At 69.2% G+C, this 25,904-nt stretch carries 20 protein-coding genes; 11 read left to right on the forward strand and 9 right to left on the reverse strand.

Annotated elements, in window-relative coordinates; translation table 11 throughout:
* From WAT24_RS09790 to hutU, 3 genes are all read right to left on the reverse strand, one after another.
* The coding region (locus WAT24_RS09790) for a transposase (RefSeq protein WP_336807835.1) at nucleotides 1-157 on the reverse strand (157 nt) is incomplete at its 3' end.
* A gap of 103 nt (nucleotides 158-260) precedes the next feature.
* The gene (locus WAT24_RS09795; protein WP_336807672.1) at nucleotides 261-5,894 is read right to left on the reverse strand and encodes a DUF3320 domain-containing protein; all 5,634 of its coding nucleotides are present in this window, start codon (nucleotides 5,892-5,894) and stop codon (nucleotides 261-263) included.
* Nucleotides 5,895-5,952: 58 nt separating this feature from the next.
* A complete protein-coding gene (gene hutU, locus WAT24_RS09800; RefSeq protein WP_336807673.1) occupies nucleotides 5,953-7,623 on the reverse strand; it encodes a urocanate hydratase in 1,671 nt (556 codons plus the stop codon).
* A 157-nt stretch (nucleotides 7,624-7,780) separates the two neighbouring features.
* Here hutU and WAT24_RS09805 point away from each other — a divergent pair, with 157 nt between their 5' ends.
* The 6 genes from WAT24_RS09805 to WAT24_RS09830 all read left to right on the forward strand — a co-directional run bounded on the left by WAT24_RS09805 (nucleotide 7,781) and on the right by WAT24_RS09830 (nucleotide 13,738).
* The gene (locus WAT24_RS09805) at nucleotides 7,781-9,094 is read left to right on the forward strand and encodes a hypothetical protein (protein WP_336807674.1); all 1,314 of its coding nucleotides are present in this window, start codon (nucleotides 7,781-7,783) and stop codon (nucleotides 9,092-9,094) included.
* 139 nt (nucleotides 9,095-9,233) lie between these two features.
* Nucleotides 9,234-9,797 (forward strand): hypothetical protein, encoded by a 564-nt coding sequence (locus WAT24_RS09810; RefSeq protein ID WP_336807675.1) that lies wholly within the window; start codon nucleotides 9,234-9,236, stop codon nucleotides 9,795-9,797.
* Nucleotides 9,798-9,924: 127 nt separating this feature from the next.
* Nucleotides 9,925-10,443, forward strand: a complete 519-nt coding sequence (locus WAT24_RS09815) for a YybH family protein (RefSeq protein WP_336807676.1) — start codon at nucleotides 9,925-9,927, stop codon at nucleotides 10,441-10,443.
* A gap of 50 nt (nucleotides 10,444-10,493) precedes the next feature.
* Nucleotides 10,494-10,934, forward strand: coding sequence for a barstar family protein (locus WAT24_RS09820; protein ID WP_336807677.1), 441 nt, complete (start codon nucleotides 10,494-10,496; stop codon nucleotides 10,932-10,934).
* 693 nt (nucleotides 10,935-11,627) lie between these two features.
* A complete protein-coding gene (locus WAT24_RS09825; protein WP_336807836.1) occupies nucleotides 11,628-13,121 on the forward strand; it encodes an AlkA N-terminal domain-containing protein in 1,494 nt (497 codons plus the stop codon).
* A gap of 104 nt (nucleotides 13,122-13,225) precedes the next feature.
* Nucleotides 13,226-13,738 (forward strand): methylated-DNA--[protein]-cysteine S-methyltransferase, encoded by a 513-nt coding sequence (locus tag WAT24_RS09830; protein WP_336807678.1) that lies wholly within the window; start codon nucleotides 13,226-13,228, stop codon nucleotides 13,736-13,738.
* A 34-nt stretch (nucleotides 13,739-13,772) separates the two neighbouring features.
* Here the strand turns inward: WAT24_RS09830 and WAT24_RS09835 are convergent, their stop codons facing one another.
* Nucleotides 13,773-14,174, reverse strand: a complete 402-nt coding sequence (locus WAT24_RS09835; RefSeq protein ID WP_336807679.1) for a hypothetical protein — start codon at nucleotides 14,172-14,174, stop codon at nucleotides 13,773-13,775.
* A 74-nt stretch (nucleotides 14,175-14,248) separates the two neighbouring features.
* Between WAT24_RS09835 and WAT24_RS09840 the strand changes: the two genes are divergently transcribed.
* Nucleotides 14,249-15,484, forward strand: coding sequence for an alkaline phosphatase family protein (locus WAT24_RS09840; RefSeq protein ID WP_336807680.1), 1,236 nt, complete (start codon nucleotides 14,249-14,251; stop codon nucleotides 15,482-15,484).
* Nucleotides 15,485-15,598: 114 nt separating this feature from the next.
* On the opposite strand, the gene WAT24_RS09845 is transcribed toward WAT24_RS09840, so the two are convergent.
* Entirely contained in the window at nucleotides 15,599-16,861 is a 1,263-nt protein-coding gene (locus WAT24_RS09845) for an MFS transporter (RefSeq protein ID WP_336807681.1), read from the reverse strand.
* A 177-nt stretch (nucleotides 16,862-17,038) separates the two neighbouring features.
* Between WAT24_RS09845 and WAT24_RS09850 the strand changes: the two genes are divergently transcribed.
* Complete coding sequence (locus WAT24_RS09850; RefSeq protein ID WP_336807682.1) at nucleotides 17,039-17,650, forward strand: hypothetical protein; 612 nt, start codon at nucleotides 17,039-17,041, stop codon at nucleotides 17,648-17,650.
* A 185-nt stretch (nucleotides 17,651-17,835) separates the two neighbouring features.
* Nucleotides 17,836-19,827 carry a S1 family peptidase gene (locus tag WAT24_RS09855; protein ID WP_336807683.1) on the forward strand — a complete coding sequence of 664 codons (1,992 nt, stop codon included), beginning with the start codon at nucleotides 17,836-17,838 and terminating at the stop codon, nucleotides 19,825-19,827.
* A gap of 14 nt (nucleotides 19,828-19,841) precedes the next feature.
* Here WAT24_RS09855 and WAT24_RS09860 read toward each other — a convergent pair whose 3' ends face one another.
* Together WAT24_RS09860 and WAT24_RS09865 are read right to left on the reverse strand one after the other, a co-directional pair.
* Entirely contained in the window at nucleotides 19,842-20,276 is a 435-nt protein-coding gene (locus WAT24_RS09860; protein ID WP_336807684.1) for a GlcG/HbpS family heme-binding protein, read from the reverse strand.
* Complete coding sequence (locus tag WAT24_RS09865) at nucleotides 20,273-21,421, reverse strand: aldo/keto reductase (protein ID WP_336807685.1); 1,149 nt, start codon at nucleotides 21,419-21,421, stop codon at nucleotides 20,273-20,275. The genes WAT24_RS09860 and WAT24_RS09865 overlap by 4 nt, the downstream gene beginning before the upstream one ends.
* Before the next feature lie 100 nt (nucleotides 21,422-21,521).
* Between WAT24_RS09865 and WAT24_RS09870 the strand changes: the two genes are divergently transcribed.
* Nucleotides 21,522-22,433, forward strand: a complete 912-nt coding sequence (locus WAT24_RS09870; RefSeq protein WP_336807686.1) for a LysR family transcriptional regulator — start codon at nucleotides 21,522-21,524, stop codon at nucleotides 22,431-22,433.
* A 39-nt stretch (nucleotides 22,434-22,472) separates the two neighbouring features.
* Here the strand turns inward: WAT24_RS09870 and WAT24_RS09875 are convergent, their stop codons facing one another.
* Nucleotides 22,473-22,634 (reverse strand): hypothetical protein, encoded by a 162-nt coding sequence (locus WAT24_RS09875; protein WP_336807687.1) that lies wholly within the window; start codon nucleotides 22,632-22,634, stop codon nucleotides 22,473-22,475.
* Nucleotides 22,635-22,746: 112 nt separating this feature from the next.
* Nucleotides 22,747-24,117: a formimidoylglutamate deiminase gene (locus tag WAT24_RS09880; RefSeq protein ID WP_336807688.1), complete on the reverse strand. Its 1,371-nt coding sequence runs from the start codon at nucleotides 24,115-24,117 to the stop codon at nucleotides 22,747-22,749.
* 178 nt (nucleotides 24,118-24,295) lie between these two features.
* Here WAT24_RS09880 and WAT24_RS09885 point away from each other — a divergent pair, with 178 nt between their 5' ends.
* Nucleotides 24,296-25,870 (forward strand): GNAT family N-acetyltransferase, encoded by a 1,575-nt coding sequence (locus WAT24_RS09885; protein ID WP_336807689.1) that lies wholly within the window; start codon nucleotides 24,296-24,298, stop codon nucleotides 25,868-25,870.
* The last annotated feature ends 34 nt before the right edge of the window (nucleotides 25,871-25,904 follow it).

Here is a 25,904-nt window from a genome sequence, read left to right on the forward strand (position 1 = left end):
CCATGGATACCTCCATGCCGCCGAACTTGCTGCGCCACTTGTAGAACGTCGCCGAGCTGATGCCGTGGTCGCGGCAAAGCTCCGGTACGGGCGTGCCGGTCTCCGCCTGCTTGAGTACGGCGATGATCTGGCTGTCGGTAAAGCGGGACTTCTTCATGGAACCTCCTCGGCGAAGACTACGAGAAAATTCCACTTCTGAGGTCAGCTAACCTGCGGGGGGATTACCGACACCGGCGGCGAAATGGTGTCCCGTTTTAAGGTTACTCGACCACGGTCAACAATCCAGCCACCTCTTTCAGTTGCCGGCGGGTGATCATCTTCTCGATCACGTCTTCCAGCGCGCTCCGCACTTGGCTGCTGGTATTTCGGATGCCGAACCCGCGCGAAACAGCTTGAATCACCTGATCCCGCGTGGCCCCGTAGCTCCGTTGAACGAGCTGGGACACGGCCACCTCGACTTCGGTGGGCGGGAGCATTTCCGCTTTCCGGAGCGCCGTCGCCGTGACTTCTGAGCGATCCCTTGGCACAGGCTCACGGCCAGGAAGGGACAGGAAGTCGCCATGTCGTGCGATGCGTTGCATCTTGGTTGCGATCTCGATGGAGCGCTCTACAGCGTCCTCAATTCGCCCACCGGAACGCTTTAATCCCCAGGCTTCTCGTATCCGCGTTATGACCTGATCCCGGTGGACCGGGCCTTCGATGCGGACGGCCTCTTCAACCAGTTGGGTCAGAATGCCCTGAGGGGCCTCATGAAGGTCCCCCACCACATGCCGGGGCCGTGTCAGGGTGACTTCCTCATAGGGGGCAAACCCCACGTCGTCTCCCTCGTGTTCGACGGCCTCGCGCTCCACATAGGGCGCCTCCGTGTCCAACTGCACGGTTAGAGCCACCTCTTCCTGGTGCTCGTCATACTCCGCCTTGATGGTTTCAATGCGACGGACCAGCTGATCTAACTGCTCGCCGGGCCGCTGGAACCAGTCAGTGCTCCAGATCCGATGGATGGTCCAACCATGCTCCTCCAGCACGGCTTGCCGCAGACGATCACGGTCCCGCGCTGAGCGAGAGCTGTGGTAGGCGGCGCCGTCGCACTCGATTCCCAAGAGGAACCGGCCCGGACGCTCCTCGTCCAACACAGCTAGGTCAATGAAAAAGCCAGCAAGGCCGATCTGGGCCTGTATGTCGTAGCCACGCGCCCGCAGTGCGTTGGCCACTTGCTCTTCAAACACGCTGTCGTGGTCCCGTCCCGTGACTTCGGCCATGGGGAGCCGCCCTGTCCTTGCGTATTGAAGGAACAAGCGGAAGGCATAGACGCCCTTCTTGCTGGCTGCGTAGGTGGGGTCAATGTCCTCGTCGGTCATGGAGGCGAACACATCGCACCGCTGTTTCGCGCGACTGATCAACACATTCAAGCGCCGCTCGCCGCCCTCGGTGCCCAACGGACCAAACCGCATCGGCACTCGTCCGTGCGGCACCGACCGGCCATAGCCTACCGAAATGAAGATCACGTCGCGCTCGTCACCCTGGACGTTCTCCAGATTCTTCACGAAGAACGGCTCAGACCGGTGGGCCCTGAAGAAGTCCTCGACCTCCGCAGGCAACCCCCGGCGCAACACTTCGAGCTCATCAATGATGGCGCGCCGCTGAGCCGCGGAGAACGCGGCAACGCCGAGCGATAACTTGGGATAAGTCCTGGCATGAGCGATGATCGCTTGCGCGACCGCCTTGGCCTCGATCAGGTTGTTCCGCTTATTGCCGGTATCGAACAAACCGTCGTGGATATGGTGGAACCGCAACCCTCGCCCGCCCTGTGCGGTGTAGGGGCTGGGCACGATAAATAGTTTGTTCTCGTAGAACTGGCGGTTGCTGACGGCAATCAGCGACTGATGTCGGCTGCGGTAATGCCAACGGAGCATCCGGCTGGGCAAGCCCCGAGCCATGAAGAGGCCGAGGATGCTCTCGATATCGGCCACGGCGGCTCCATCTTCGTCCTCGTCATCCTCGCTGCTTGAAGTCATCTTGGCGAAGAACGCGGTCGGTGGGAGCTGCTTGGGATCGCCCACCACCACTACCTGCTTGGCTCGGGCGATTGCCCCGAGTGCATCGACGGGCTGGATCTGACTGGCCTCATCCATGACCAAGAGATCGAACTCCATGGCCCCCGGCACGAGGAACTGCGCCACGGACAAGGGGCTCATCATGAAAACCGGCTTAAGCGCCCGTAGTGCAGGAGCTGCCTTTTCGACGAGCTTGCGCACCGCCATGTGGCCCTTTCGCTTTTGGATCTCACCACGCAGCACGCCTAGCGGCCCGAGCGCACTGCCATCCCGAGGGGGAACACTTTCGTAGTGCGCCTTGACCACCTGCACACTCGCTGCCGCGATGCGCTGACGATCCAACTCCGCGAACTCCTGGACCAGCCGCCCATGGGTCGAGCCATCGAAACGCGCCAAGGCGGGCTGCTCTCGCGCCATCCGAGCGTAGGTCGCTTCGAAATACGCCATTTCGAATGCAGATGTCACTGTGCCTGGCCTCAGCCGCCCATCCCCCAGGCGAGTGACCAGTTCACCGCATCCCATGGAAGTGGCCTTGGCCGAGCGGTCACGATAGTTCACCCAGCGGAAAAGCTGCTCATACTCCTGACTCCAACGCTGAAGCCGCCAAGCCATGGTTTCCAACAGTGCGTCGGAGAGGGTCCCTCCCATCGAGACTTCAACATCCAGTTGGAGGCCATCGGCCAAAGCTTTGAAGCTGGTGTGGATGTGCGCCAGGGAGGCAGCAAGCACCTTGGCACGTGGCAACAGCGCCTCTCGGTCACGAACCCGACCCGCCAGAGCGCGGATGTCCTGGTTCTGCTCCAGCCAGGATGAGGCCGCCTTGAGGTGACTCCAGTCGGAGTGCTCCGCTTTCCACGCGTCATCAAATGCCGCCTGCCCCAAGCCGACCTGGTCGCGGAGAGCCTGACGATCCCGCTGGCCCACCTGCAGCTCTTCCAACACGGCACAGATGGCTCCGGCTTCTTGCGCTCCAATGGTCACCCAGTTGGTCGCTGTCGAGTGAGCTGCGGCGTAACGCGATACAACCTGCATTAGGACGTTCAAGTCCGCACGCTCGACCGATGCGACCTCACCGAAAGACGATCCCCGGGCACGTCCCAGATCCTCCCACGTCGCACGCAAATCGCGTTCGATCTGGAAGCAAGCGCCAGACAGCTGCTTGGCGCGAGCAGCCACTTCAGTCTTTTCCGGGCTTCGCGAGGCGATAAGGCGAGGCTCCGCGCCCAAGCCTTTTAGGGACCGCATCCACTCCACCAGCGCCAGGAGAGGCGCTGAATGAGAGCGCACACCACGCCAGTCGTCCCCAAAGGCACTGCGGCCAAAAGTGTCCTCGCCTTCGATGGCCTTTTTGGCACATTGCCCCTTCGCTAGGGTGTCAAGGAGACCCAACGTGACCGGTAATGGCTGGTTTGGGGTAGTCAGAACCGAGCCGACCAGCCGATTGGCCGCCCGCCACTCGCCGCTGAAGAAACGGAACATGCTGGTTCCACGTGCAGCCAGGACGGACCGCGCTGACACGAGATCCAAGGACCACGCCATGTCAGTGAGCTGCGGCCCAATGGTGGCTTTGGCGCCTTCGTAATCGGCCACCGCCTGCGCCAACTCGCCCGCTCGCTCGACACCGCCGTCCCAAAGATCGGAAGCAAACGTCTCGGGACTGGCAGGCGGAGCCGCTGCCACTCGCTCACCGATGCGGGCCAAGGTCTGAAAATCCCCAAGGGAGCTTCCCGGCTCTCGCCCCAATAAGCGAGCCAACGCAGCAGCCTCCCCCATCAAACGAGGAAGTTCATCCAGCAGGCGCGCCAAGCGCTTGAACTGATCCGCACCGAAAGCCTCAGGCAGCTCGCTCAATGCAAGCGACGCCTCTTCCAGGCTGGCGTCCCAAGCCGCCTCGGTCACCCTCCCTAGAAGAGCCCCGTGCTCTGCGGTGTAACGCTCTCCCAGGTTCAACAGTTCGTTGATGGGCCGCGGGTTTTGCCAGACCTCATTGCCCATGGCAGCTGCCGAAAGTGTCGGAGCGGGAGCGATGCGCTGAAGCAACTCGACCATCGGCGGCACATCCGAGAGCCGCAAGGGTGCGCCGAGCTCCAACAAGCCGGCGGCTGCATTGAACTGTTGCCGGGCCGTGGCCAATTGCTCCGAGAGCTTTTGCATGCGCCCGACCAAGCGTTCCGCGTCCATCGGAGAAATTGCGTCCAGGCCCACACCGACCCACGCATGGTCTGCTGGCTTTCCGATCTCCGCGACGCGGTTTGCCAAATCACTCAAGAGGTCCAGGCGAGCGGCGAAGCCGTCCTGCCCCCACTGGTCGGGGGCTACCAACTGAATGTCGTTGGGGCGTTCGCCCTGTTCCCTTAACCGGACGAGCTGGCCCATCACCTGAAACGGTGTCAGCCCTGAAGCCGAATCCCGCTCATGAAGCCGTTGCACATGGGCATTGAGCTTGTCCCGAGCCTCGGTAAGCCGGTCGAACAAGCTGCCATGGCTCGGTGCCTTAGGCGCGCCGAGCTCCCAAGTGCGCCGCAGCTCTTCGAGCACAGCCCGCTTGCTGGTTTTGTTGCTGTGGAGTTCGAGACAGGCGTCGCCCACCCCACGGTCGTCTAGGCGACGCTTCACCACGTCTAGAGCGGCCATCTTTTCGGCCACGAACAACACGCTCTTACCGTCCTTGACGGCGGCGGCGATGATGTTGGCGATGGTCTGACTCTTGCCTGTGCCGGGTGGCCCTTGGATGACCAGGTTCTTTCCCCGCCGAACCTCGTGGATGGCCAGCGCCTGGGAGCTGTCGCAGTCCAAGATGTGGAGCATTTCGGCAGGTGGGATCAGCGGATCAATATTGACGTCTTCGTCCACCATGTCATCGCTGCCGGCGAACCCATCGGCGAGCAAAGAGCGGATCAAGGGGTGTTCGCTGATGGTGGCGCCCTTGGGCCACACTGCCGGATCCAAATCCCGGTACATCAGAAACTTGGCGAACGAGAAGAAGCCCACTGTCATGTGGTCGGGCAGCACCTCCCAGTCAGTCTTGACCTCGACAGTCCTCCGGACCTGCTCGATGTAATCGAGCGGTTCGAACGTATCCGAGGCCTCGAACGCAGGCATCCGCAGTGCATGAACCCGGTCCAGATAGGCTTCCAGTGATAGGTTGGAGGCGAAGTCGTCTTGCCGAACTTTCAGGTTGAACCGTTCGCCGGCATTGCCTCGGTCGAGTTGGACCGGAATAAGCAGCAGCGGGGCATAGCGGACGTTCTCAGCATTGTTGGGATCCACCCACTTGAGCGCGCCCAACGCCAGGAACAACACGTTGACGCCCTGCTCTTCCTCCAGGGTATTCGCGTCGAGATAGAGCTCCAGGAGGCGCTTCTGCAGGCCCTTGCTGGTCAGTCGCGTCTGAAGCTTGGTATCGGCATGCCGGCGCAATACGCCGCGCTCGTCTGTGCTGTCATCGTCGGGCTGCGCGAGATCTTCGATCTCGTCAGGCTCAACCGAAGGCGAGGTTTCTTCCGCTTTGTCGCCTATCGCGTAGTTGGCAGCCACTTCTTCGACTACACCCGAGGGAAGCGCCAGCTCTTTGGCTTCGGCAGCCCTTCCCGCCACGAAGGTGAAAGTTTTCCCCTCGCGCACCAGCAAACGGAAGATTTCTTCAGTCTTCTCGTCGATGATCTCAATTGAACGTCCGCCACGGGCGCCCCGGGGCATATTGAGCAGCCGGTTACGAGCCGAGAGGTCCAAGAGCTCAACTCGGGCCCGCTCTAACTTCTCTACAAGCGGCAAGTTGCTCTGAAAAATTGCCCGGTCTTCCCCAAAAGCGGTCGGCGCCGCCCCCTGTTCCGCGTCCATAGGCCTCACCTTCCAGTCCCAAGAGCCACGAGGGCCGCTACTAGCCCACCTTCTTGCCTCAGATCATCGGCAGCTTCAAGTGCTGCGCTCTCGCGCACTCGACTGCAATCTCATACCCCGCATCCGCATGCCGCATCACCCCCGTCCCCGGATCATTCCACAACACCCGCGCAATCCGCCTATCCGCCGCCTCACTCCCATCGCAAACAATCACCACCCCCGAGTGCTGGCTGTACCCCATCCCCACACCCCCACCATGATGCAGCGACACCCACGTCGCCCCACCCGCCACATTCAACATCGCATTCAACAACGGCCAGTCCGACACCGCATCCGACCCATCCTTCATCGCCTCGGTCTCCCGGTTCGGACTCGCCACCGACCCCGAATCCAGATGATCCCGCCCGATCACCACCGGCGCCTTCAACTCCCCCTTCCGCACCATCTCGTTGAACGCCAACCCCAGCTTGTCCCGCTGCCCCAGCCCCACCCAGCAGATCCGCGCCGGCAACCCCTGGAAGCTGATCCGCTCCTTCGCCATATCCAGCCAGTTGTGCAGGTGCTTGTCGTCGGGGATCAGTTCCTTGACCTTCTGGTCGGTCTTGTAGATGTCCTCCGGATCGCCCGATAGCGCGACCCAACGGAACGGCCCGATGCCGCGGCAGAACAGCGGGCGCACGAAGGCGGGCACGAACCCCGGAAAGGCGAAGGCGTTCTCGCAGCCTTCGTCCTTGGCCATCTGGCGGATGTTGTTGCCGTAGTCGAAGGTGGGGATGCCCTTGGCGTGGAAGGCAAGCATGGCTTCCACGTGCTGCTTCATCGACCGCTTGGCGGCATCACGCGTGCCGTTGGGATCGCTCTTGCGGCGCTCGAACCACTCTTCCACCGTCCAGCCGAGCGGCAAGTAGCCGTTGACCGGGTCGTGCGCGCTAGTCTGGTCGGTGACGGCATCGGGCCGCACGCCGCGGCGCACCAGCTCGGGCAGCACTTCGGCGGCGTTGCCCAGCAGCGCGATGGATTTGGCTTCGCCGGCCTTGGTGTACTTCTCGATGCGCGCCAGCGCGTCGTCCAGGTCGGTGGCCTGCTCGTCGACGTAGCGGGTCTTCAGGCGGAAGTCGATGCGGCTCTGCTGGCATTCGATGGTGAGCGAGCAGGCGCCGGCGAGGCTCGCGGCCAGCGGCTGCGCGCCGCCCATGCCGCCCAGGCCCGCGGTGAGGATCCACTTGCCCTTGAGGCTGCCGCCGTAGTGTTGGCGGCCCATCTCCACGAAGGTCTCGTAGGTGCCCTGCACGATGCCCTGCGAGCCGATGTAGATCCAGCTGCCGGCCGTCATCTGGCCGTACATCATCAGGCCCTTGCGATCGAGCTCGTTGAAGTGCTCCCAGTTGGCCCAGGCCGGCACCAGGTTGGAGTTGGCGATGAGCACGCGCGGGGCGTCCGGGTGGGTCGGGAACACGCCGACCGGCTTGCCGGACTGCACCAGCAGGGTTTCGTCGTCGTTGAGCTCGCGCAGGGAGCGCAGGATGGCGTCGAAGCATTCCCAGTTGCGCGCGGCGCGGCCGATGCCGCCGTAGACCACCAGCTCCGCCGGGTTCTCCGCCACCTCGGGGTCGAGGTTGTTCTGGATCATCCGGTACGGCGCCTCGGTGAGCCAGCTCTTGCAGGTGAGCTCGGTGCCGCGCGGCGCGCGGATGGTGCGGCTGGTGTCGATGCGGGTGGGGGCGTTCATGGCCGTAGGCTCTCCTGGAGGCGGATGCCCGAGTATAGCCAGCGGTGCCGGGGCGGCTCTTGCGGCGGTGCGGGGGTGACTGGCGGCACGGTGAGCCTGGCGAACCCGGCGCTAGACTCGCCCGCAAGCCGCCGAACTTTCCTGCCGGGAGACGTGCATGGTGCTTCGATCCGCTTTGCCCTGCCTGGCGCTGGCCGTGCTGGCGCCCGCCGCGATCGGCGCCGACGCGCCCCGGCTCGATCCCGCGCTCGCCGCCCGCTATTTCCGGGAGGCCGCGCAGCTGTGCCAGGCCGACGGCGGCCGCCTCTGGGGCAAGTCGCTGTGCGGGCCGATCCTGCTGGTGGAGCCGGCCACGCGCCGGGTGGTCGCGAACCGGGCGGATGCCGAAGGCCAGCTGCACCCCGAGGGCGGTGCCTACGTGGGCGAGCTGCCGAAGAGCCAGACCATCGCCAACACCGCGGTGGACTGGGCCGGCGTGCACTGGAGCGAGATGCTCTGGCCGCTGCCGGAGGAAGCGCCGGTGCGCCGCACGATGATGGCGCACGAGGCGTTCCATCGCATCCAGACCAGCCTGGGGCTGCGCGCGGACGGTCGCGACAACCCGCACATGGATACGCTGGAAGGCCGCTACACCGTGCAGCTGGAATGGCGCGCGCTCGACGCCGCGCTGGCGGCGAAGACCGACGCCGAGCGTCGCGCGCACGCGGCCGACGCGCTGGCCTTCCGCGCCGCGCGCTACCAGCGCTTTCCCGGCGCGGAGCAGGACGAGACCGCGCTGGAGCGCAACGAGGGCCTGGCCGAGTACACCGGCGTGATGGTCGGCAACCGCACGCCGGCCGAGCGGCTCGCGATGGCGCACTGGGACCTGGTCTGGCACCCGAAGAACGATGCGACCTTCGCGCGCTCGTTCGCGTACCCGAGCGGGCCGGCCTACGGCCTGCTGCTGGACCGCTACCGGCCGGGCTGGCGCAAGGCGATCGTCCAGGGCGGCTCGCCGGCGGGCCTGCTGGCGCAGGCGCTGCACGTCGACATGCAGGCGAAGGCGGACGTCGAAAAGCTGGCCGCGCGCTACGGCGGCCCCGCGCTGCTCGCCAGCGAGCGGGCGCGGGCCGAGGCGCGGGCCAAGCAGGCGGCGCAGTACAGGGCGCAACTGGTCATCGGGCCGGTGCTGCGGCTGCCGCTCGCGCACATGAAGGTACAGTTCAACCCGAGCAACCTGGTGCCGCTCGGCGAGGCGGGCACGGTCTACCCGACCATGCAGGTGATCGACGACTGGGGTTCGGTCACGGTGGACGGCGGCGCCCTGATGACGACGGACTGGACCGTGCTGACCGTGGCCGCGCCCGCCGGCGAGGCGACCTCGGGCACGCTGCACGGCAAGGGCTGGACGCTGCAGCTCGCGCCCGGCTGGCAGCTCGCGCCGGGCACGCGTCGCGGCGACTACACGATCCGTCGCGCGGCGGCACGGTAGCGTCGGCAGGCGGCGGGAGCGGGCGCGCCCCGTCGTGGCGTGTTCTCGACCTGCGCTTGATCGGCCGCTAACGGCAGTGGGCACACGCTGCCGCAGGGAATCCGGGACACCGGTTCATCCCCGCGGGAGGCGCGCCATCATGCGCACTGCAGCCTTGATCGAATGTTCAGCCCTCGCCGTCGCCGCGCTGTTCGCCGTCGGCGCAGCGCAGGCCCGACACCCCAAGACCATGACCGACGCGCAGATGATCGCCAGCGCGATGCGCGCCGCGCCGCCGAGCGTGGCCCGCCACGCGACCATCATGGCGATGGACGCCAACGGCAAGATGCGTACCCTGCGCCAGGGCAGCAACGGCTTCACCTGCATTCCGGATGCGCCGGCCACGCCCGGCCCGGACCCGATGTGCGCCGACAAGGCCGCGATGGGTTGGGTCAACGCCTGGCTCAACCACACCACGCCGCCGGCGGGTACGGTCGGCTTCATGTACATGCTCGAAGGCGGCACCGACGCGAGCAACACCGACCCGTACGCCACCAAGCCCAAGGGCGAGCACTGGATCAAGACCGGGCCGCACGTGATGGTGGTGGGCGCCGACAGCGCGTTCTACGACCAGTACCCGAAGAACGCCGACCCCGACACGGGCGCGCCGTACGTGATGTGGGCGGGCACGCCGTACCAGCACCTGATGGTGCCGGTGCGCTGAGCGGTTGCCCGGCGCGGGCGCGTCCGTCCGGAAGGCCGAAGCCGGGTGTCCGGCGATGCCGGACCTTCCCTCCAACCCCTCTCCCGGCCGGAGAAGGGCCGTGCCGCCTGTCACCGGAATCCATGCCATGAAAGGTCCGACCTTCGTCGTCCTGCTCGGCCTGGCCACCCTGCCCGCTTCGGCGCAGGCGGTCGACCGGCGTTGTGCGGTATGGCAGCGGGAGCTGTCCTTTGCCCATGCGGTGCAGGTGCACGACGCCGACGCCTTCGGCGCGCACGTCGAAGCGGACGCCGTGTTCGCGGCCAACTCACCGCAGCCGCAGCGCGGGCGCCAGGCGGTGCTCGCGCACTGGCGCGGCCTGATCGCAGGCAAGGAGGTGCGCCTGGCCTGGTACCCGACCCAGGTGGTGACCGGCGGCGCGGACCTCGCGCTCTCGAGCGGGCCGTACCTCGTCGAGGCGCTGCAGGCCGATGCGCGTCCGCGCTACACGTTGGGCCACTTCGCCACCGTCTGGCATCGCGGGCGCGACGGCGTCTGGCGGGCGCTGTTCGACAGCGGCGACGAGGGGCAGCCCACCAACGAGGCCGGCGCGGCGGCGTTCCGCCACGGGCGGCAGGCGGCGTGCCCCGCGTCCAGCGGCGGCTGAGACGGGAGTCACCTGGCCCACACGCGCCTTCGCGCAGCATCCCGCGCGCGATGACCAGCCGCGTGCTCCAACTGGACCTGCACGACGCCGAGGGCGACGGCGTCTACCGCGTGGTGCCGGACGATCCGGCCACGCTGACCGACGACGCCGCGCGCGCCGGCCTGCGCCTGCTGCGCGTGGACCTGGGCGAGTGCGCGGATCACCCGGACACGTTGCACTGCCTGTCGCATGCGTTCGAGCTGCCGGTGCCGGTGGACGACTGGCAGGCCCTCGCGGCGAGCCTGCGCGACCTGGGCTGGATCCCCGCGCCCGGCTACGTGCTGCTGCTGGACCACGCCGACGTGCTGCGCGCGCAGGCGCCGCACGTGTTCCAGGCGCTGCGCGAGCAACTGGCCACGGTGACCCGCGACTGGCACGCGCGCGGCGTGCCGTTCTTCGTGTTCATGACGTTCCCGGACAACGAGACGCTGGATGCGGCGATCGACGCGTGAGCGTCGGCGGCACGTCCCCGCGCACGGACCTGCCCAACCGGCAGGGGACGAAGCCACGCGCAGCCGCCGCGACCCGCGCTCTGCCGCAGGCGGCGTCGCAAGGCATCCTGGTCCCTCGCCGAGCGGGTGCCGCCCACCATGGGAAAGGCTCCCTCGCGCCCCGTCGCCGTTGTCACGTGATGCGGGTGATCTGCATGGCCCACGTGCCGGTACGCTCGACAGGCACCGATGCGCTTCGGCCAAACACGCCATCAGGTGGGAAGGCGTCGATGCTCGGGGGATGGCGCCCGTGTCGCCGTTGCGCTTCGCCTGCTCCCGAGCGTGCCCATGGCGGCCCGCGCGGCGCTCCCGCCAGACTTTCGCGTGCCTCATCGCCCCCAGTCCGTTCCGCGCACTCGCCGGCGGCTGTCTTCCTCGGCAAAGACGCCGAGGAAAGCATGAGCCACCGCGTCCTCGGCCGCTCCCCGGGGTGCGCAGCCCCGGGCCCGTCACGCAACGCCGAGGGCTTTGTGTCCCACCGCGTACGGTCCGGTCAGTGAACCTGCTGGCAGTGCGGAATCGGCCCACCGGGAGGGGAGTGTTCCTTGCGCCGCTTGGCGCCCACGACGCGGGACAGGCCGCTGGCCAAGGGCGCATGCATTGATGTCCGAAAACGGCGAGTACACCCGCCGGGGCGGTGCTAGCCTGCGTCGCATGTCCGCATCGTCCACCGCCGCCCTCCCCGACCATCAGGTCTGCGAACAGGCCCGCCTGAGCCGCGACGCGCGCTTCGACGGGCTGTTCTTCACCGCCGTCACCAGCACGCGCATCTACTGCCGTCCGGTCTGCCCGGCGCCGCCGCCGAAGGCGACCAACGTGCGCTACTACGCCAACGCGGCCGCGGCGGAAGCGGACGGCTTCCGCCCGTGCCTGCGCTGCCGCCCGGAACTCGCGCCCGGCCACCCGGCCTGGCATCGCGGCGAGCACGTGGTGGCGCGCGCGCTCAGGCTGATCGACGCCGGCGCACTGGCCGAGGGCCCGCTCGATGCGCTGGCCGCGCGGGTGGGCGTGGGCGCGCGGCAATTGCGGCGGCTGTTCGTGGAACACCTGGGCGCGCCGCCGCTCGCCGTGCACACCACGCGCCGGCTGCTGTTCGCCAAGCAGTTGCTCACCGAGACCGCGCTGCCGGTGACCGAGGTGGCGCTGGCCTCCGGCTTCGGCAGCCTGCGGCGCTTCAACGCCGCGTTCGCCCAGGCCAACCGCATCGCGCCGCGCGAGCTGCGCCGCCAGCCGCGCGCCGCGGCCGGCGGCGACGCGCTGGTGCTGCGGCTGGGCTACCGGCCGCCGTACGACTTCCAGGGCGTGCTCGACTTCCTGCGTTCGCGCGCGTTGCCGGGCGTGGAGACGGTGGACGCGCAGACGTACGCGCGCGTGTTCGGACCGGCCGAGGCGCCGGGCTGGCTGCGCCTCTCGGCCTGGCCGGGCGAGCACGCGCTGAAGCTGGAACTGCACTGCCCGCAACCGGCGCAACTGCTGCCGGTGGTGACGCGGCTGCGGCGCATGTTCGACCTGGACGCCGAGCCACAGGCGATCGCCGCCGTGCTCGGGGCCAACGGCGTACTCGCGCCGCTACTGCTGCGGCGGCCGGGGCTGCGCCTGCCCGGCGGCTGGGACGGTTTCGAGATCGCCGTGCGCGCGGTGCTGGGCCAGCAGGTCAGCGTGGCCGCCGCGCGCACCTTCGCCAGCCGCATCGTCGCGCGCTGGGGCGAGCCGCTGGCCGTGCCGGCGGCGCCCGGGCTGGAGCGTCTGTTCCCCTCGCCCGAACGCCTGGCCGAGGCCGACTTGCGAGAAGTCGGCGTGGTCCGTGCGCGCGCCGAGACCATCCGCGGCATCGCGCGGGCCCTGCTGGAGGGGCGCATTGACTTCCGCAGCGAGCAGCTGCTGGAGGATTTCGTCGCCCGCTGGACCGCCCTGCCCGGCATCGGCGACTGGACCGCGCAGTACATGGCGATGCGCGCGCTGAGCCACCCCGACGCCTTCCCCGCCGCCGACCTGATCCTGCGCCGCGCGGCGACCGGCGGCACCGGCGAACTGAGCACCAAGGCACTCGCCGCGATGGCCGAGGCCTGGCGGCCCTGGCGCGCCTACGCCGTGATGCACCTCTGGCGCAGCGTGGCCGACAGCGCGAAACCGGCCGTGGCGGCCTGATGCGCGGTGCAGCCGACGGAAGCCGTAACATCGCCGCCGCGAAGGATGCCGTTCGCCCGGGCCCAGGTCCGCACCGGAGCCGAACGGTCAACCACCGGGAACGCATGGACACCATCCACTACGACGACATGCCCACCCCGATCGGCCGCCTGCGGCTGGTGGCCGACGCGCAGGGCCTGCGCGAGATCTGGTTCGAGACCGGCCGGCACCGGCGCGAGCCGGATCCGGCATGGGTGCGTTCGCCCGAGGCGCTGGCGTTCGCCCGCGTGCAACTGGAGGACTACTTCGCCGGCACGCGCCAGGCCTTCGAACTGCCGCTGCATCCGCTGGGCACGCCGTTCCAGCTGACCGTGTGGCGGGAGCTGGCGCGCATTCCCTACGGCGCGACGATCAGCTACGGCGAACTGGCCCGCCGCATCGGTCAGCCGCAGGCGGTGCGCGCGGTCGGCGCGGCGAACGGGCGCAACCCGCTGCCGATCGTGCTGCCCTGCCATCGCGTGATCGGCAGCAACGGCAGCCTCACCGGCTTCGGCGGCGGCCTGCCGACCAAGCGGTTCCTGCTGGCGATGGAGGAAGGCGTGGCGCGCGGCGACCTGTTCGGACTGGCGCTGCGCTAGCCGCGCACGGCTCGCCATCGGGAAAGCCGCGCGATCAGGGCGATCCGCGCGTGCTGCCGGTGGAGGCGGGCGCATCGCTCGAATGCACCACGGGCGGGGCCACGGCGCTCTGGTAGCGGTCGAGCAGATCCTGCTGGCGCGCGCGGTAGAGCTCGCGCTGGGCCTGGTCCTGCTGCTGCAGGCGCACCGCCTGCAAGGTGTCCGTGGCGTACGGCCGGCGGATGGTGGCGGCCTGGTTCTGGCGCAGCTGCTCTTCCAGCTGGTTCTTGCGCAACTGGTCGCTCACCTGCTGCTCGCGCAGGGTCTGCTGGAAGCGCGCATTCGCGGGCGGCTGCACGACCACCACCGGCGGCGGCGACACCGGGCGCGGTGGCGTGCTCTGCCACGCGCAGGCCACCGCCGGCACCCCCGCCGCGAGCGCGAACAACCAGGGCAAGAGCGGGGATGCGGTTTTTCTTGTCATGACAGGGATGCGATGATGCCGGTTTGCTCCATCGTACGAGTCGCCCTATGAAATTCCTGTTTCGCCTGCTGTGCTGCCTGACGCTGGCATTCAGCGCGGGTTGCGCCACCACGCCGCCGCCCAGGCCCGCGCCGCTGCTGCTGATCTCCATCGACGGCTACCGCGCCGACTACCTCGAGCGCGGGCTCACGCCCACGCTGGCCGCGCTGGCGCACGACGGCGTACGTGCGGCGATGCAGCCTTCGTTTCCGTCGCTGACCTTTCCCAACCACTACAGCATCGTCACCGGCCTGCGCCCGGACCACCACGGTATCGTCAACAACACCATGTACGACGCCACGCTCGGGCGCTTCTCGCTGCACGACCGCAAGGCGGTGAGCGACGGGCGCTGGTGGAACGAAGGCACGCCGTTGTGGGAAACCGCCGACCGGCACGGGCTGCGCACCGCGACGATGTTCTGGCCCGGCTCCGAAGCGGACATCCACGGGCGCCATCCGGACTACTGGCTGCCCTACGACGGCACGGTGACGCCCGACCAGCGGGTCGACCAGGTGCTGGCCTGGCTCGACCTGCCGGCCGCGCAGCGGCCGAGCTTCCTTACCCTGTACTTCGACGCGGTCGACCACGCCGGGCATCTGTACGGCCCGGATTCCCCGCAGGTCGACGCCAGGCTGCGCGAAACCGACCAGGCCCTGGCGCGCCTGGTGCAGGGCCTGAAACAGCGCGGCCTGCTCGACCGCATCAACCTGATCGTGCTCGCCGACCACGGCATGGCACCGGTGCCGCTGGACCACAGCGTGCTGATCGAGAAGGCGCTGAACCTGGACGACGTGCAGGTGGTGAGCCTGGGCGTGCTGGCCGGTTTCAATCCCAAGCCGGGGCACGACTTCGCCGCGATCGAGGCCAGCCTCGAGCAACCGCACGCGCACATGCAGTGCTGGGACAAGACCCGCGTGCCGGCGCGCCTGGCCTACGGCCACAACGCGCGCGTGCCGCAGCTGCTGTGCCTGGCCGACGTAGGCTGGCGCATCACCACGGCGGACTACCTGGCCTCGCACCAGGGCCACGTCAGCCTGGGCGAGCACGGCTACGACAATGCCTCGCCGCTCATGCGCGCGCTGTTCGTGGCGCACGGTCCCGCGTTCCGCGACGGCATCACCGTGCCGACCTTCCCCAACGTGGACGTGTACCCGCTGATGGCGCACCTGCTGGGCCTGCCGGCCGAGCCCAACGACGGGGACTACGCCCAGGTGAAGGACATGCTGGTGCCGGCCGCGCGCTGAACCGCAACGCCCTGTAGGAGCGAGCTCCACTCGCGGCGCTTCTGGCTCCGATGGCACCGAAGCGAACGCATCGCGAGCAAGCTCGCTCCTACAAGAGCATGGCTTGATGCCCCTTTACGGCAACGGCGGCTCGGTCCCCGGCGAGGGCGGTCCCGGCAGGGGCTGCAGGTGGTACAGCCGCCACGCGATCAGCAGCCCGGCCAACGCCATCGCGCCGATGAACAGCGCCACGCCGTTCCAGCCGTGCGCGGTGTAGAACAGCCCGCCACCCGCGCCGGCCAGGCTGGAACCCATGTAGTAGGCGAACAGGTACAGCGACGACGCCTGCGCCTTGGCGCTGCCGGCGCGCCGGCCGACCCAGCTGCTCACGATCGAGTGGCCGCCGAAGAAGCCGAAGGTCACCGCCACCACGCCGCCGATCACCAGCGCGAGCGGGCGCAGCATGGTCATGCCCACGCCGGCGAGCATCAGCGCGAAGGTGGTCCACAGCACGCGCCGCCGTCCCAGCCGGCCGGCCAGGTGGCCCATCCAGGCCGAGCTGAAGGTGCCGATCAGGTAGACGCTGAAGATCAGGCCGACCACCGCCTGGCTCAGGTTGTACGGCGGCGCGAGCAGGCGGTAGCCGATGTAGTTGTAGACGGTGACGAAGGCGCCCAGCAGCAGGAAGCCCTCCACGAACATCCACGGCAGGCCGGCGTCGCGGAACACGCCGGCGAAGCGGCCGAGCAGGGCACGCGGGCGCAGCGGCTGGCGCTCGAAGTGATGCGAGGGCGGCAGCAGGCGCCAGAACATCAGCGCCGAGGCGAGCCCGATCGCGCCCACCACCAGCACGCCCACCCGCCAGTCGAAGAAGTCGGCCAGCACGCCGGTGACCAGGCGCCCGCCCATGCCGCCGATGGCATTGCCGCTGATGTACAGGCCCATCCCCAGGCCGATCGAATCGGCGTGCATCTCCTCCGAGAGCCAGGTCATCGCCACCGCAGGCAGGCCGCTCAGCGTGAGCCCGAGCAGCGTGCGCAGCACCAGCAGGCCGGTCCAGCCCGGCACCAGCGCGGTGAGCAGGACCAGCAGCGCCGAGGACAGCAGCGAGACGGTCATCACCGACTTGCGCCCGTAGGCGTCCGACACCGCGCCGGCGAACAGCATGGCGAAGGCGAGCACGCCGGTGGTGAGCGACAGCGACAGCGCGCTGGTCGCCGCATCGACGCCGTAGTCCTTGCTGAACTGCGGCATCAGCGGCTGCACGCAGTACAGCAGCCCGAAGGTCGCGATGCCGGCGGCGAACAGCGCCAGGTTGGCCCGGCGGAACAGCGGCGTGCCGTGGCGGATCAAGCGGTCCGGGGCATGGCCGGCGGCCGGTGCTTGCGTGTCGTTCATGCGGCTCTTCTGGGCGGCGGCCGGAGCGGGTGGCGCATTGTCCTCCCGCGTGTGTCGTCAGACCAGCGCGGGCGCGGGCGTGTGCCGCTGCGCGCCGCCCGTGGAAACGGCGAGCCGCGCTGGCGCCGGCCCGGCCCGTTGCGCGAGGATGGGCAAGGCCAGACCAGACCGAGAACGATGCGCCAGCTTTCGACCGTCACCCTCGTATCCGCGTTGCTGCTGAGCGGTGGCTGCGCACAGGCGCCCGATGCCGTGCTCGCAGCCGCGACGGCGGCGGGCACGCCCGTGGTCGACCGCGCGGCCGGCATCGCCATCGCGGTGCCGCAGGGCATGCACCTGCGACGCGATTTCCGGCGCGACTACCTGGGCGACGCCGGCTGGAAGGCGTTCGCCGATGCCGATGGTCATGGCCGGCCGGTGCTGGCGCTGGTGCTCGACGGATCCGATGCGATCACCACGGCGGAGCTGCGCATCGGCATGGGCAGCGACGCCCAGGCGCTGGCGCACTGCCGCGACGTGCCGCCGAGCGGCGTCGCGCCGGAGGCGTCCACCGTGACGCTGGACGGCGTGCCGTTCCTGCGTTTCCACGCCGCCGACGCGGCGATGAGCCACTACCGCGAAGTGGAGGCCTACCACGCCGTCCACGCCGGACGCTGCTACGCGATCGACCTGCTGCTCACCGGCACGCGGCCGGAGGTCTACGACCCGCCGGCCACGCCGCCGTTCGACCGCGTCGCGGCGAAGGTGAAGCTGCAGCGCGCGCTCGCCAGCCTGCGCTTCACCGAGTGAGGGGTGGCGCAGGTCGGTCGCCGCGACCGCCATCCCGCAGCCGGACGCACACCCTGCCCCAGCGCAGCCATCGCCCGGCCATGCACCCGCGGAAAAGGCGTGCCAAGATGCATCCCGGCGCCAGCGCCCGGGGCACGGACGCCGCCACATCAGGGGGACAAGGGAAAATGCACAGCTTGCGTGGAATGCTCCGCCGTACCGTCATGGCCGCGGCGCCGTGGGGACTCGTCGTGTGGATGGCGTGCGCGGCGCCCGTGCGCGCCGCGACGCTCGACCCGGCCATGCTGCCGAAGATCCAGGCGGCCACCTTCGAGGTGGTCCAGGCCAAGCCCACCGCCGATCCGCTCAGCTACGAGAAACCGTTGCCGCTGGACCTGCTGCCGTACCAGGAGCGCACCGACAAGTACTACTCCATCGGCACCGCGTTCGCGATCGGCCCCAACCGCTACGTGACCGCCGGCCACGTGCTCATGGCGGGCCTCGGCAGCCTGTGGGGGCCGCCCGCGCTGCGCGATGCCGCGGGCCACGTGTACCCGATCGACAAGATCGAGAAGTTCTCGTTGCGCAAGGACTTCGTGGTGTTCTCGCTGGTCGGGCAGCCGGGCGAGGCGACCTTGCAGCCCAACACCAGGCCCGCGCTCAACCAGGTGGTGTACGCGGTCGGCAACGCGCTGGGTACCGGCGTGGTGATCCGCGACGGCCTGTACACCTCCGACACGCCGGAGGAGCAGGACGGCAGCTGGAAATGGATGCGCTTTTCCGCCGCCGCCTCGCCGGGCAACAGCGGCGGCCCGCTGCTGGACCAGGACGGCAAGGTCATCGGCGTCGTACTGATGAAGTCGCCCAACGAGAACCTCAACTACGGCCTGCCGATCCGCGAGGTGCTCGACGCGCCCGAGGGCCAGGCGGTGATCGACGCCCGCGCGTTCTATCAGCTGGACATCTTCCAGCCGACGCAGAATGGCGTGTTCAAGACGCAGTTCGCGCTGCCGCTCGGCCTCGCGGACTTCTTCCGCACGTTCCAGAGCCACGCCGATGCATTCAGCCGGGAGCAGTTGCACGCCCTGCTCGCGAAAGAGGCACCCAACCTGTTCCCTGCGGGCAAGGGCTCGACCCGCCTGCTGGTGCAGCCGACCCCGATCTACGCCTTCCCGACCCTGATCGTGCGCGGCAGCGACGGCGAGTGGGACCGCAACGGCCGCGCGTCGCAGCGCTACACCCTGAGCGCCAACGGCTACCTGGACGTGGGCGCGGTGAGCCGCAACGTCCTGCTCCACCTGCGCCGGCCGGACGACATGGATCCGGCGCGGTTCTACGGCGATGCGACCGCGCGGATGGACCTGGTGACCAGCGCCGGGCTGTTCGAGCGGAAGGTGGCCAGCGAGGCGATCAAGATCACCTCGTTCGGCAAGCCGCTGCGCGAGACCGTGCACGTGGATCGCTGGCAGCGCCCGTGGCAGGTGGAAGTCTGGCCGTTGCCCCACCTCAATGCGCTGGTGCTGGTCTACTCGCTGCCTGTCCCGGACGGCAGCATCATGCTCTCGCGCATCGCCCCTGCCGCCCAGGAGCACGACAACCAGCTGGACCTGGACGAGCTGACCGACTTCGTCTACGTCACCTACGCCGGCACGCTCGCGCAGTGGAAGGAATTTCTGAAGCAACCGGTGCCGCTCCCTGCAGTGTTCCGCGACATCCGCCTGGACATCGACTACGGGCACCGCTTCGCCTACCGCTCGCCGCGGCTGAGCTTCGCCTTCACGCCGCAGATCCAGGCAGTCGCACCGGACAACCTGCTGCAACTGGGCCTGCGCTTCTTCATGGACCAGGGCAAGCCGGTCTGGGACGTGGGCCTGGTGCAGATCTGGAAGGATTCCTCCGAAGACGACCAGAACCACATCGACGTGCAGCGCTTCGTGCCGCCACCGGACGGCCTGGACAGCGACCTGACCAGCCGCTGGCAGAAGGTGGCCGGCCGCCAGTATCCGTACAACGGCGTGGCGCGGCAGGAAAACGACCTGATGATGATCAACGCGGTGGTCGCGCCGCAGGGCGCGAGCGGCACCTCGCCGACCGCCTTGTACAGCGCCTTCTATGGTGTCCAGGGGGCGCAGCCGCAGGACACCATGAAGAGCCGGCTCGATCTGCTGCTGAAGGACCTGCGGGTCACCGAACACTGAGTTCGGCGGCCCGCTCAGCCCGCGCTGGCCCCGTCGAGCGCCACCGCGCCGGCGGCGGCCACCTGCGCGTCCTGGGTGGACTGCATGCCGGAGACGCCGATGGCGCCGACCACCTGCCCGTTGACGACCAGCGGCAGGCCGCCGTCGAGCGGCAGCAGGTTGTCCATGCCGAGGATGCGCAGGCCCAGGCCGCCGGCGGCCACCGCATCCTCGAACAGCTTGCTGGGACGGCGGAAGTTCACCGCCGTCTCGGCCTTGGCCTGCGCCACGGCGACGCTGCCGTGCTGCACCTGGTCCAGCGCGTGCAGCATCACCAGGTGGCCGCCGCTGCCGACGATGGCGATCGCCATCGGCCAGCCCTGCGCGAGCGCTTCGGCCTCGGCGGCGGCCATCACGCGCCGCGCGTGCTCCAGCGTGATCGGCGCGCCGTAGGGCAGCGGCGCGCTCATCGGGCCGCCTCCGCGGTGTCGCCGGCATACGCGGGGGTCGGCGCCGGGTCGATCCACACCGGCGGCGCGTAGCCGGCCGGCTTGTCGCCCACGCCGACGCCGCCGTGGATGCCGACCTGCTGCGTCGGCTCGAAGAAGCTGTAGGGGAACTGCGAGGGCAAGGCCGACACCCCGTCGAGGCGGCGCAGCGCGGCCTCGTCCAGCGGACGGTCCAGCGCGGCGAGGTTGTCCTCGAACTGCGCCAGGTTGCGGGCGCCCAGGATGACCGAGCCCAGGCCCGGGCGGCGCGTCGCCCACTGCACGGCCACCTGCGCCATGCTCAGGCCGCTCTCGCGGGCCACCTGCTCCACTTCGGCGACGATCGCCCAGTTGCGCGGCGTGAACTTGTCCATCAGCGAAGGCAGGCCCATCGACTTGATCGCCTGCAGGCGGCCCTCGCCTTCGCCGTCGCGGCCGGCCTCGCTGGGCTTGTACTTGCCCGACAGCAGGCCCATCGCCAACGGGCTCCACGCGGTGATGCCCAGGCCCAGCTCCTGCGCCAGCGGCACGTATTCGCGCTCGATGTTGCGTTCGACCAGCGAGTACTGCAGCTGCAGGTTGACCAGCGCGTGCATGCCGTGGGCGCGGGCCAGCGTCTGCAGGTGCGCGGCGTACCAGGCCGGCACGTCGGAGAGGCCGGCGTAGCGGATCTTGCCGGCGCGCACCAGGTCGTCCAGCGTCTGCAGCACTTCCTCGGCCGGGGTGATGCGATCCCAGGTGTGCAGCAGGTAGAGGTCGACGTAGTCGGTGCGCAGGCGGCGCAACGAACCTTCCAGCGCGCGCAGGATGTTCTTGCGGCCGTTGCCGCCGGCATTGGGATTGCCCGGCTGCGCGTTGTAGCTGAACTTGGTGGCGAGCACGACGCGGTCGCGGCTGCCGCTGTCGGCGATGAACCGGCCGAGCAGCTCCTCGCTGCGGCCCTCGGTGTACAGGTCGGCGGTGTCGACGAAGTTGCCGCCGGCGGCCAGGTAGCGGTCGAACATGCCGCGGGCGACCTCCTCCGAGGCACCCCAGCCCCAGTTCTCGCCGAAGGTCATGGTGCCGAGCGCGAGCGGGCTGACGCGCAGGCCCGAGCGGCCCAGGGTGTAGTAGCGATCGAGTGCCATGACAGGACTCCTTTGCAGGGGGAACGGCGCGCAGTGTGAGCCTTGCCATTGCGAAGAAACATCCGGAAACTGCGGATGCTTTATTAAGCAGAGCTCAACAATGCGCGACGACCCGACCTCCGCCCTGCGCGCCTTCCACGCGATCGCCCGGCACGGCAGCTTCACCCGCGCGGCGGCCACGCTGGAGGTGTCGCCCTCGGCGCTCAGCCAGACCGTGAGCGCGCTGGAACGCCAGCTCGGCGTGCGCCTGCTGCAGCGGACCACGCGCAAGGTGGGCCTGACCGAAGCCGGTGCGCAGTTCCTCGAGCGCATCGGCCCGGCGCTGGCGGAGATCGACGGCGCCATCGAGGCGCTGCGCCAGCACGGCGAGCGGCCGGCCGGCACGCTGCGCATCACCGCCTCCTACAGCCTGTTCGACCAGTTGCTCGGGCCGCTGCTGGGCGAGTTCCTGCGCCGCTATCCGGACATCACGCTGGAGCTGGTGGTGGACAACGCACTCAGCGACCTGATCGGCGAAGGCATCGACGCGGGCATCCGCCTGGGCGAGCGGCTGGCGCGCGACATGGTGGCGGTGCCGCTGGGCGGGCCGCTGCGCGCGGTGGTGGCCGGTTCGCCGAGCTACTTCGCACGGCACGGGCGGCCGCAGCACCCGCGCGAACTGGCGCAGCACCGCTGCGCGCGCTTCCGCTTCACCGGCAGCGGTGGCATCTACCGCTGGGAGTTCGCGCACCCGTCCGGCCGACAGCGCGGGCGCTGGTTCGAGACCGAGGTGGACGGCCCGCTGATCGCCAACGACCCGGCCGTGCCCATCCATGCGGCCCTCGACGGCACCCTGCTGGTGCACGTGCTCGAACCGATGGTGCGCGAACACCTCGCTGCCGGACGGTTGCAGACCGTGCTGGACGACTGGCTGCCGCCGTTCGACGGCTTCCACCTGTACTACCCCAGCCGCCGCCAGGTCCCGCCCAAGCTGCGCGCGTTCATCGAGTTCCTGCGCGAGCGGCTTGCCTGAAGCGCACCCTCCTGGACGCATCCTCTCCGTTGCAGGAGGTCAGCGGTAGCGCCAGTGGCCCTCGACCCACACATGGGGCGCGGCCCAGTGCCCCGGCACCCAGACGCGCACGGCGGGATGGGCCGGCACGACGACGCAGCCGGTCAGCGAGAGGGCAGCGGCCACCAGCAGCAGGGCGGTGAACAGGGTTCGGCGACGCATGGGAATGTCCTCGGCGGGAAGGTGAGCGTGGGAACGCCCCGCCCTGCCCTCCGATGACGCAAGCCGGCTGCGCCCGTACCTGCCGTTCAGCGAAGCGAGGGCCTGGCCCCGCCTAGGCCGGCGCGAGGCGCTGCACCGCGTGGCGATAGCGCTGCGCGATGCGCTCCTCGTCGTGGTGGTGGAAGTCGCGCACGACCCAGCGGCCACCGCACATCACGTCGCGCACCAGCGGCGTATTGCCGGCGAAGATGAAACTGTCCAGCAGCGCCGGCTCCTCGCGCGCGGCGAACACGGGGGAGCCGTCATCGAGCACCAGCAGGTCGGCACGGCGGCCCGGCCGCAGTGCGCCGACCGGCAGGCCCGCGGCCTGCGCACCGCCGCGCAGCGCGGCGCGCCACAGGGTCTGCCCGACGCTCGCCCCTTCCCGGCGGGCGGCGATGTTGCGGTGGCGGGAGACGAGGCGCTGGCCGTACTCCAGCCAGCGCAGTTCTTCCACCGGCGACACGGAAATATGCGAATCCGAACCGATGCCGAGCGTGCCGTCCGCATCCAGGTAGTCGGCCAGGGGGAACAGGCCGTCGCCGAGGTTGGCCTCGGTGGTGGGGCACAGCCCGGCGACCGCGCCGCTGCGGGCCAGGCGCGCGGTCTCCGCCTCGCTGAGATGGGTGGCGTGGACCAGGCACCAGCGCGCGTCGACCGGCGCGTGGTCGAGCAGCCACTCCACCGGGCGTGCACCGCGCAGGGCCAGGCAGTCCTGCACTTCGCCCAGCTGTTCGGCGATGTGGATGTGGACCGGCCCCTGCCGCGCGGCCGCGCCGTCCAGCACGGCGCGCAGGGCGTCCTCGGGCACCGCGCGCAGCGAATGCAGCGCGATGCCGACGCGCAGGTCGGCCGCCTCGCGCGTGCGCAGCGACTCGACCAGCCGCAGGTAGCTCTCGACCTCGTGGCCGAAGCGCCGCTGGCGCGCGCCCAGCGGGCGCCCGTCGAAACCGCCGCTCATGTACAGCACGGGAAGCAGGGTCAGCGCGATGCCGGCCTCGCGCGCAGCCTCGACCAGCGCCAGCGACATCGCCTCCGGCGGCGCATACGGGCGGCCGTCGGGCTGGTGGTGCAGGTAGTGGAATTCGCAGACCTGGGTATAGCCGGCCTTGAGCATCTCCACGTACAGCTGCGCGGCGATCGCCCTGAGTTCGTCCGGACCGACCGCGGCGGCGAACGCGTACATGGTCTCGCGCCAGGTCCAGAAGCTGTCGTCCGCCCGGCCGCGACGCTCGGCCAGGCCGGCCATCGCGCGCTGGAAGGCGTGCGAGTGCAGGTTGGGCATGCCCGGCAGCACCCAGGTGCCGAGCGTCTCGGCCGGGCCGTCGTCGACCGCCTGCAGCAGCCCCTCGCCGTCGATCCCGAAGATGCCCTCGCGCGACCAGCCGTCGTCCTGCCACAGGTGGGCGGCATGGCAGCGACGGATGCGGGCAGCTTGGGTCATGGGCGGCTCCTCGGGCAGCCGTACCAGTGTAACTGCCGCTGCAGGGCGGCCAGCCAGGCAGCGTTGCGGCGGCCGTGCCGCCCGGCGCAGGCGGGTGCAGACACGGCCTTCACGGCCGTCGCCATGGCGTCCAGCCCGCCCGACGGTTCCACCACATCCCGCTCCGGATACTGGGTGCATGGCCAGGAAAACCCCCGAACAGACCGCCAAGCTGCTGTTGCGCCAGGCCCGGCCCGAGGACGTGCCGGCGCTGGTCGACCTCACCGCCCGCGTCTACACCCCCGAGTGGGGCCATTCGGCCGAGATGCTGCGCTCGCAGCAGACGCACTTCCCGGAAGGCCAGTTCGTGGTCGAGTACGCCGGCACCGTGGTCGGCTACTGCGCGACCTTCCGCATCGACGAGGCCACCGCGCTGGCGCCGCACACCTGGATGCAGATCACCGGCGGCGGCATGGCCTCGCGCCACAAGCCGGACGGCGAGTGGCTGTACGGCATGGAGGTGGTGGTGCATCCGGACTACCGCGGCATGCGCATCGGCCAGCGGCTGTACCAGGCGCGCAAGCGGCTGTGCACGGACCTGAAGCTGCGCGGCATCGTGTTCGGCGGACGCATCCCCGGCCTGGCCCGCAACATCGCCCGCTACGGCAGCGCGGAGGCGTACGTGCAGGCGGTCGTGTCGGGCCAGCGCCGCGACGCGACGCTGAGCTTCCAGCTGGCCAACGGTTTCGAGGTGGTCGGCCTGCTGCGCGCCTACGTGCCCTCCGACCACGAGTCGCTGGGCTGGGCGGTGCATCTGGTGTGGCGCAACCCGGCCCTGCTCGACCACCCGGACATCCCCGCCATCCCCACGCCCAGGCACCTGCCCGACTCGGTACGGGTGGCCTCGGTGCAGTACCTGCAGCGGCGCATCCGCTCGTTCGAGGAATTCGCCACCCAGGTGGAGTACTTCACCGACATCGCAGCCGACTACAACGCCGACTTCGTGGCCTTTCCCGAGCTGATCACGCTGCAGCTGCTCTCGATCGAGAACGAGGAGCTCTCGCCCGTCGCCACCATTCGCAAGCTCAGCCAGTACACGCCGCAGGTGAAGGAGCTCTTCGGCCGCCTGGCGGTGCGCTACAACATCAACATCGTGGCCGGCTCGCATCCGACCGAGCAGCCCAACGGCGACATCCACAATGTCTGCTACGTGTGCCTGCGCGACGGCTCCATCCACGAGCGCGAGAAGCTCCATCCCACGCCCAGCGAGCGCAACGTGTGGAACATCGCCGGCGGCGAGAGCGCGGCCACGGTGCAGACCGACTGCGGCCCGATCGGCGTGATGATCTGCTACGACACCGAGTTCCCCGAAGTGGCGCGGCATCTGGTCGACCAGGGCGCGCTGATCCTGTTCGTGCCTTTCTGCACCGACGTGCGCGAAGGCTACCTGCGCGTGCGCTACTGCGCGCAGGCACGGGCGATCGAGAACCAATGCTACGTGGTGCTCTCGGGCAACGTGGGCAACCTGCCTGGGGTGAACAACTTCGACATCCAGTACGGGCAGAGCTGCATCCTCACCCCAAGCGACTTCCTGTTCGCGCGCGACGCCGTGGCGGCCGATTCCACGCCCAACATCGAGACCGTGCTGTTTGCCGACCTGCGCCTGGAAAGCCTGGCCCGCGCCCGCAACGCCGGCGCGGTGACCAACCTCAAGGACCGGCGCTTCGACCTCTACGAGACGCGCTGGACGGCACGCGCCGGCACGCTTCGGTAGGAGCGGCTTGCTCGCGATCCCCTTTTTGCTGGTG

The sequence above is a fragment of the Fulvimonas yonginensis genome (assembly GCF_037137055.1).
Taxonomy (GTDB): Bacteria; Pseudomonadota; Gammaproteobacteria; order Xanthomonadales; family Rhodanobacteraceae; genus Frateuria_A; species Frateuria_A yonginensis.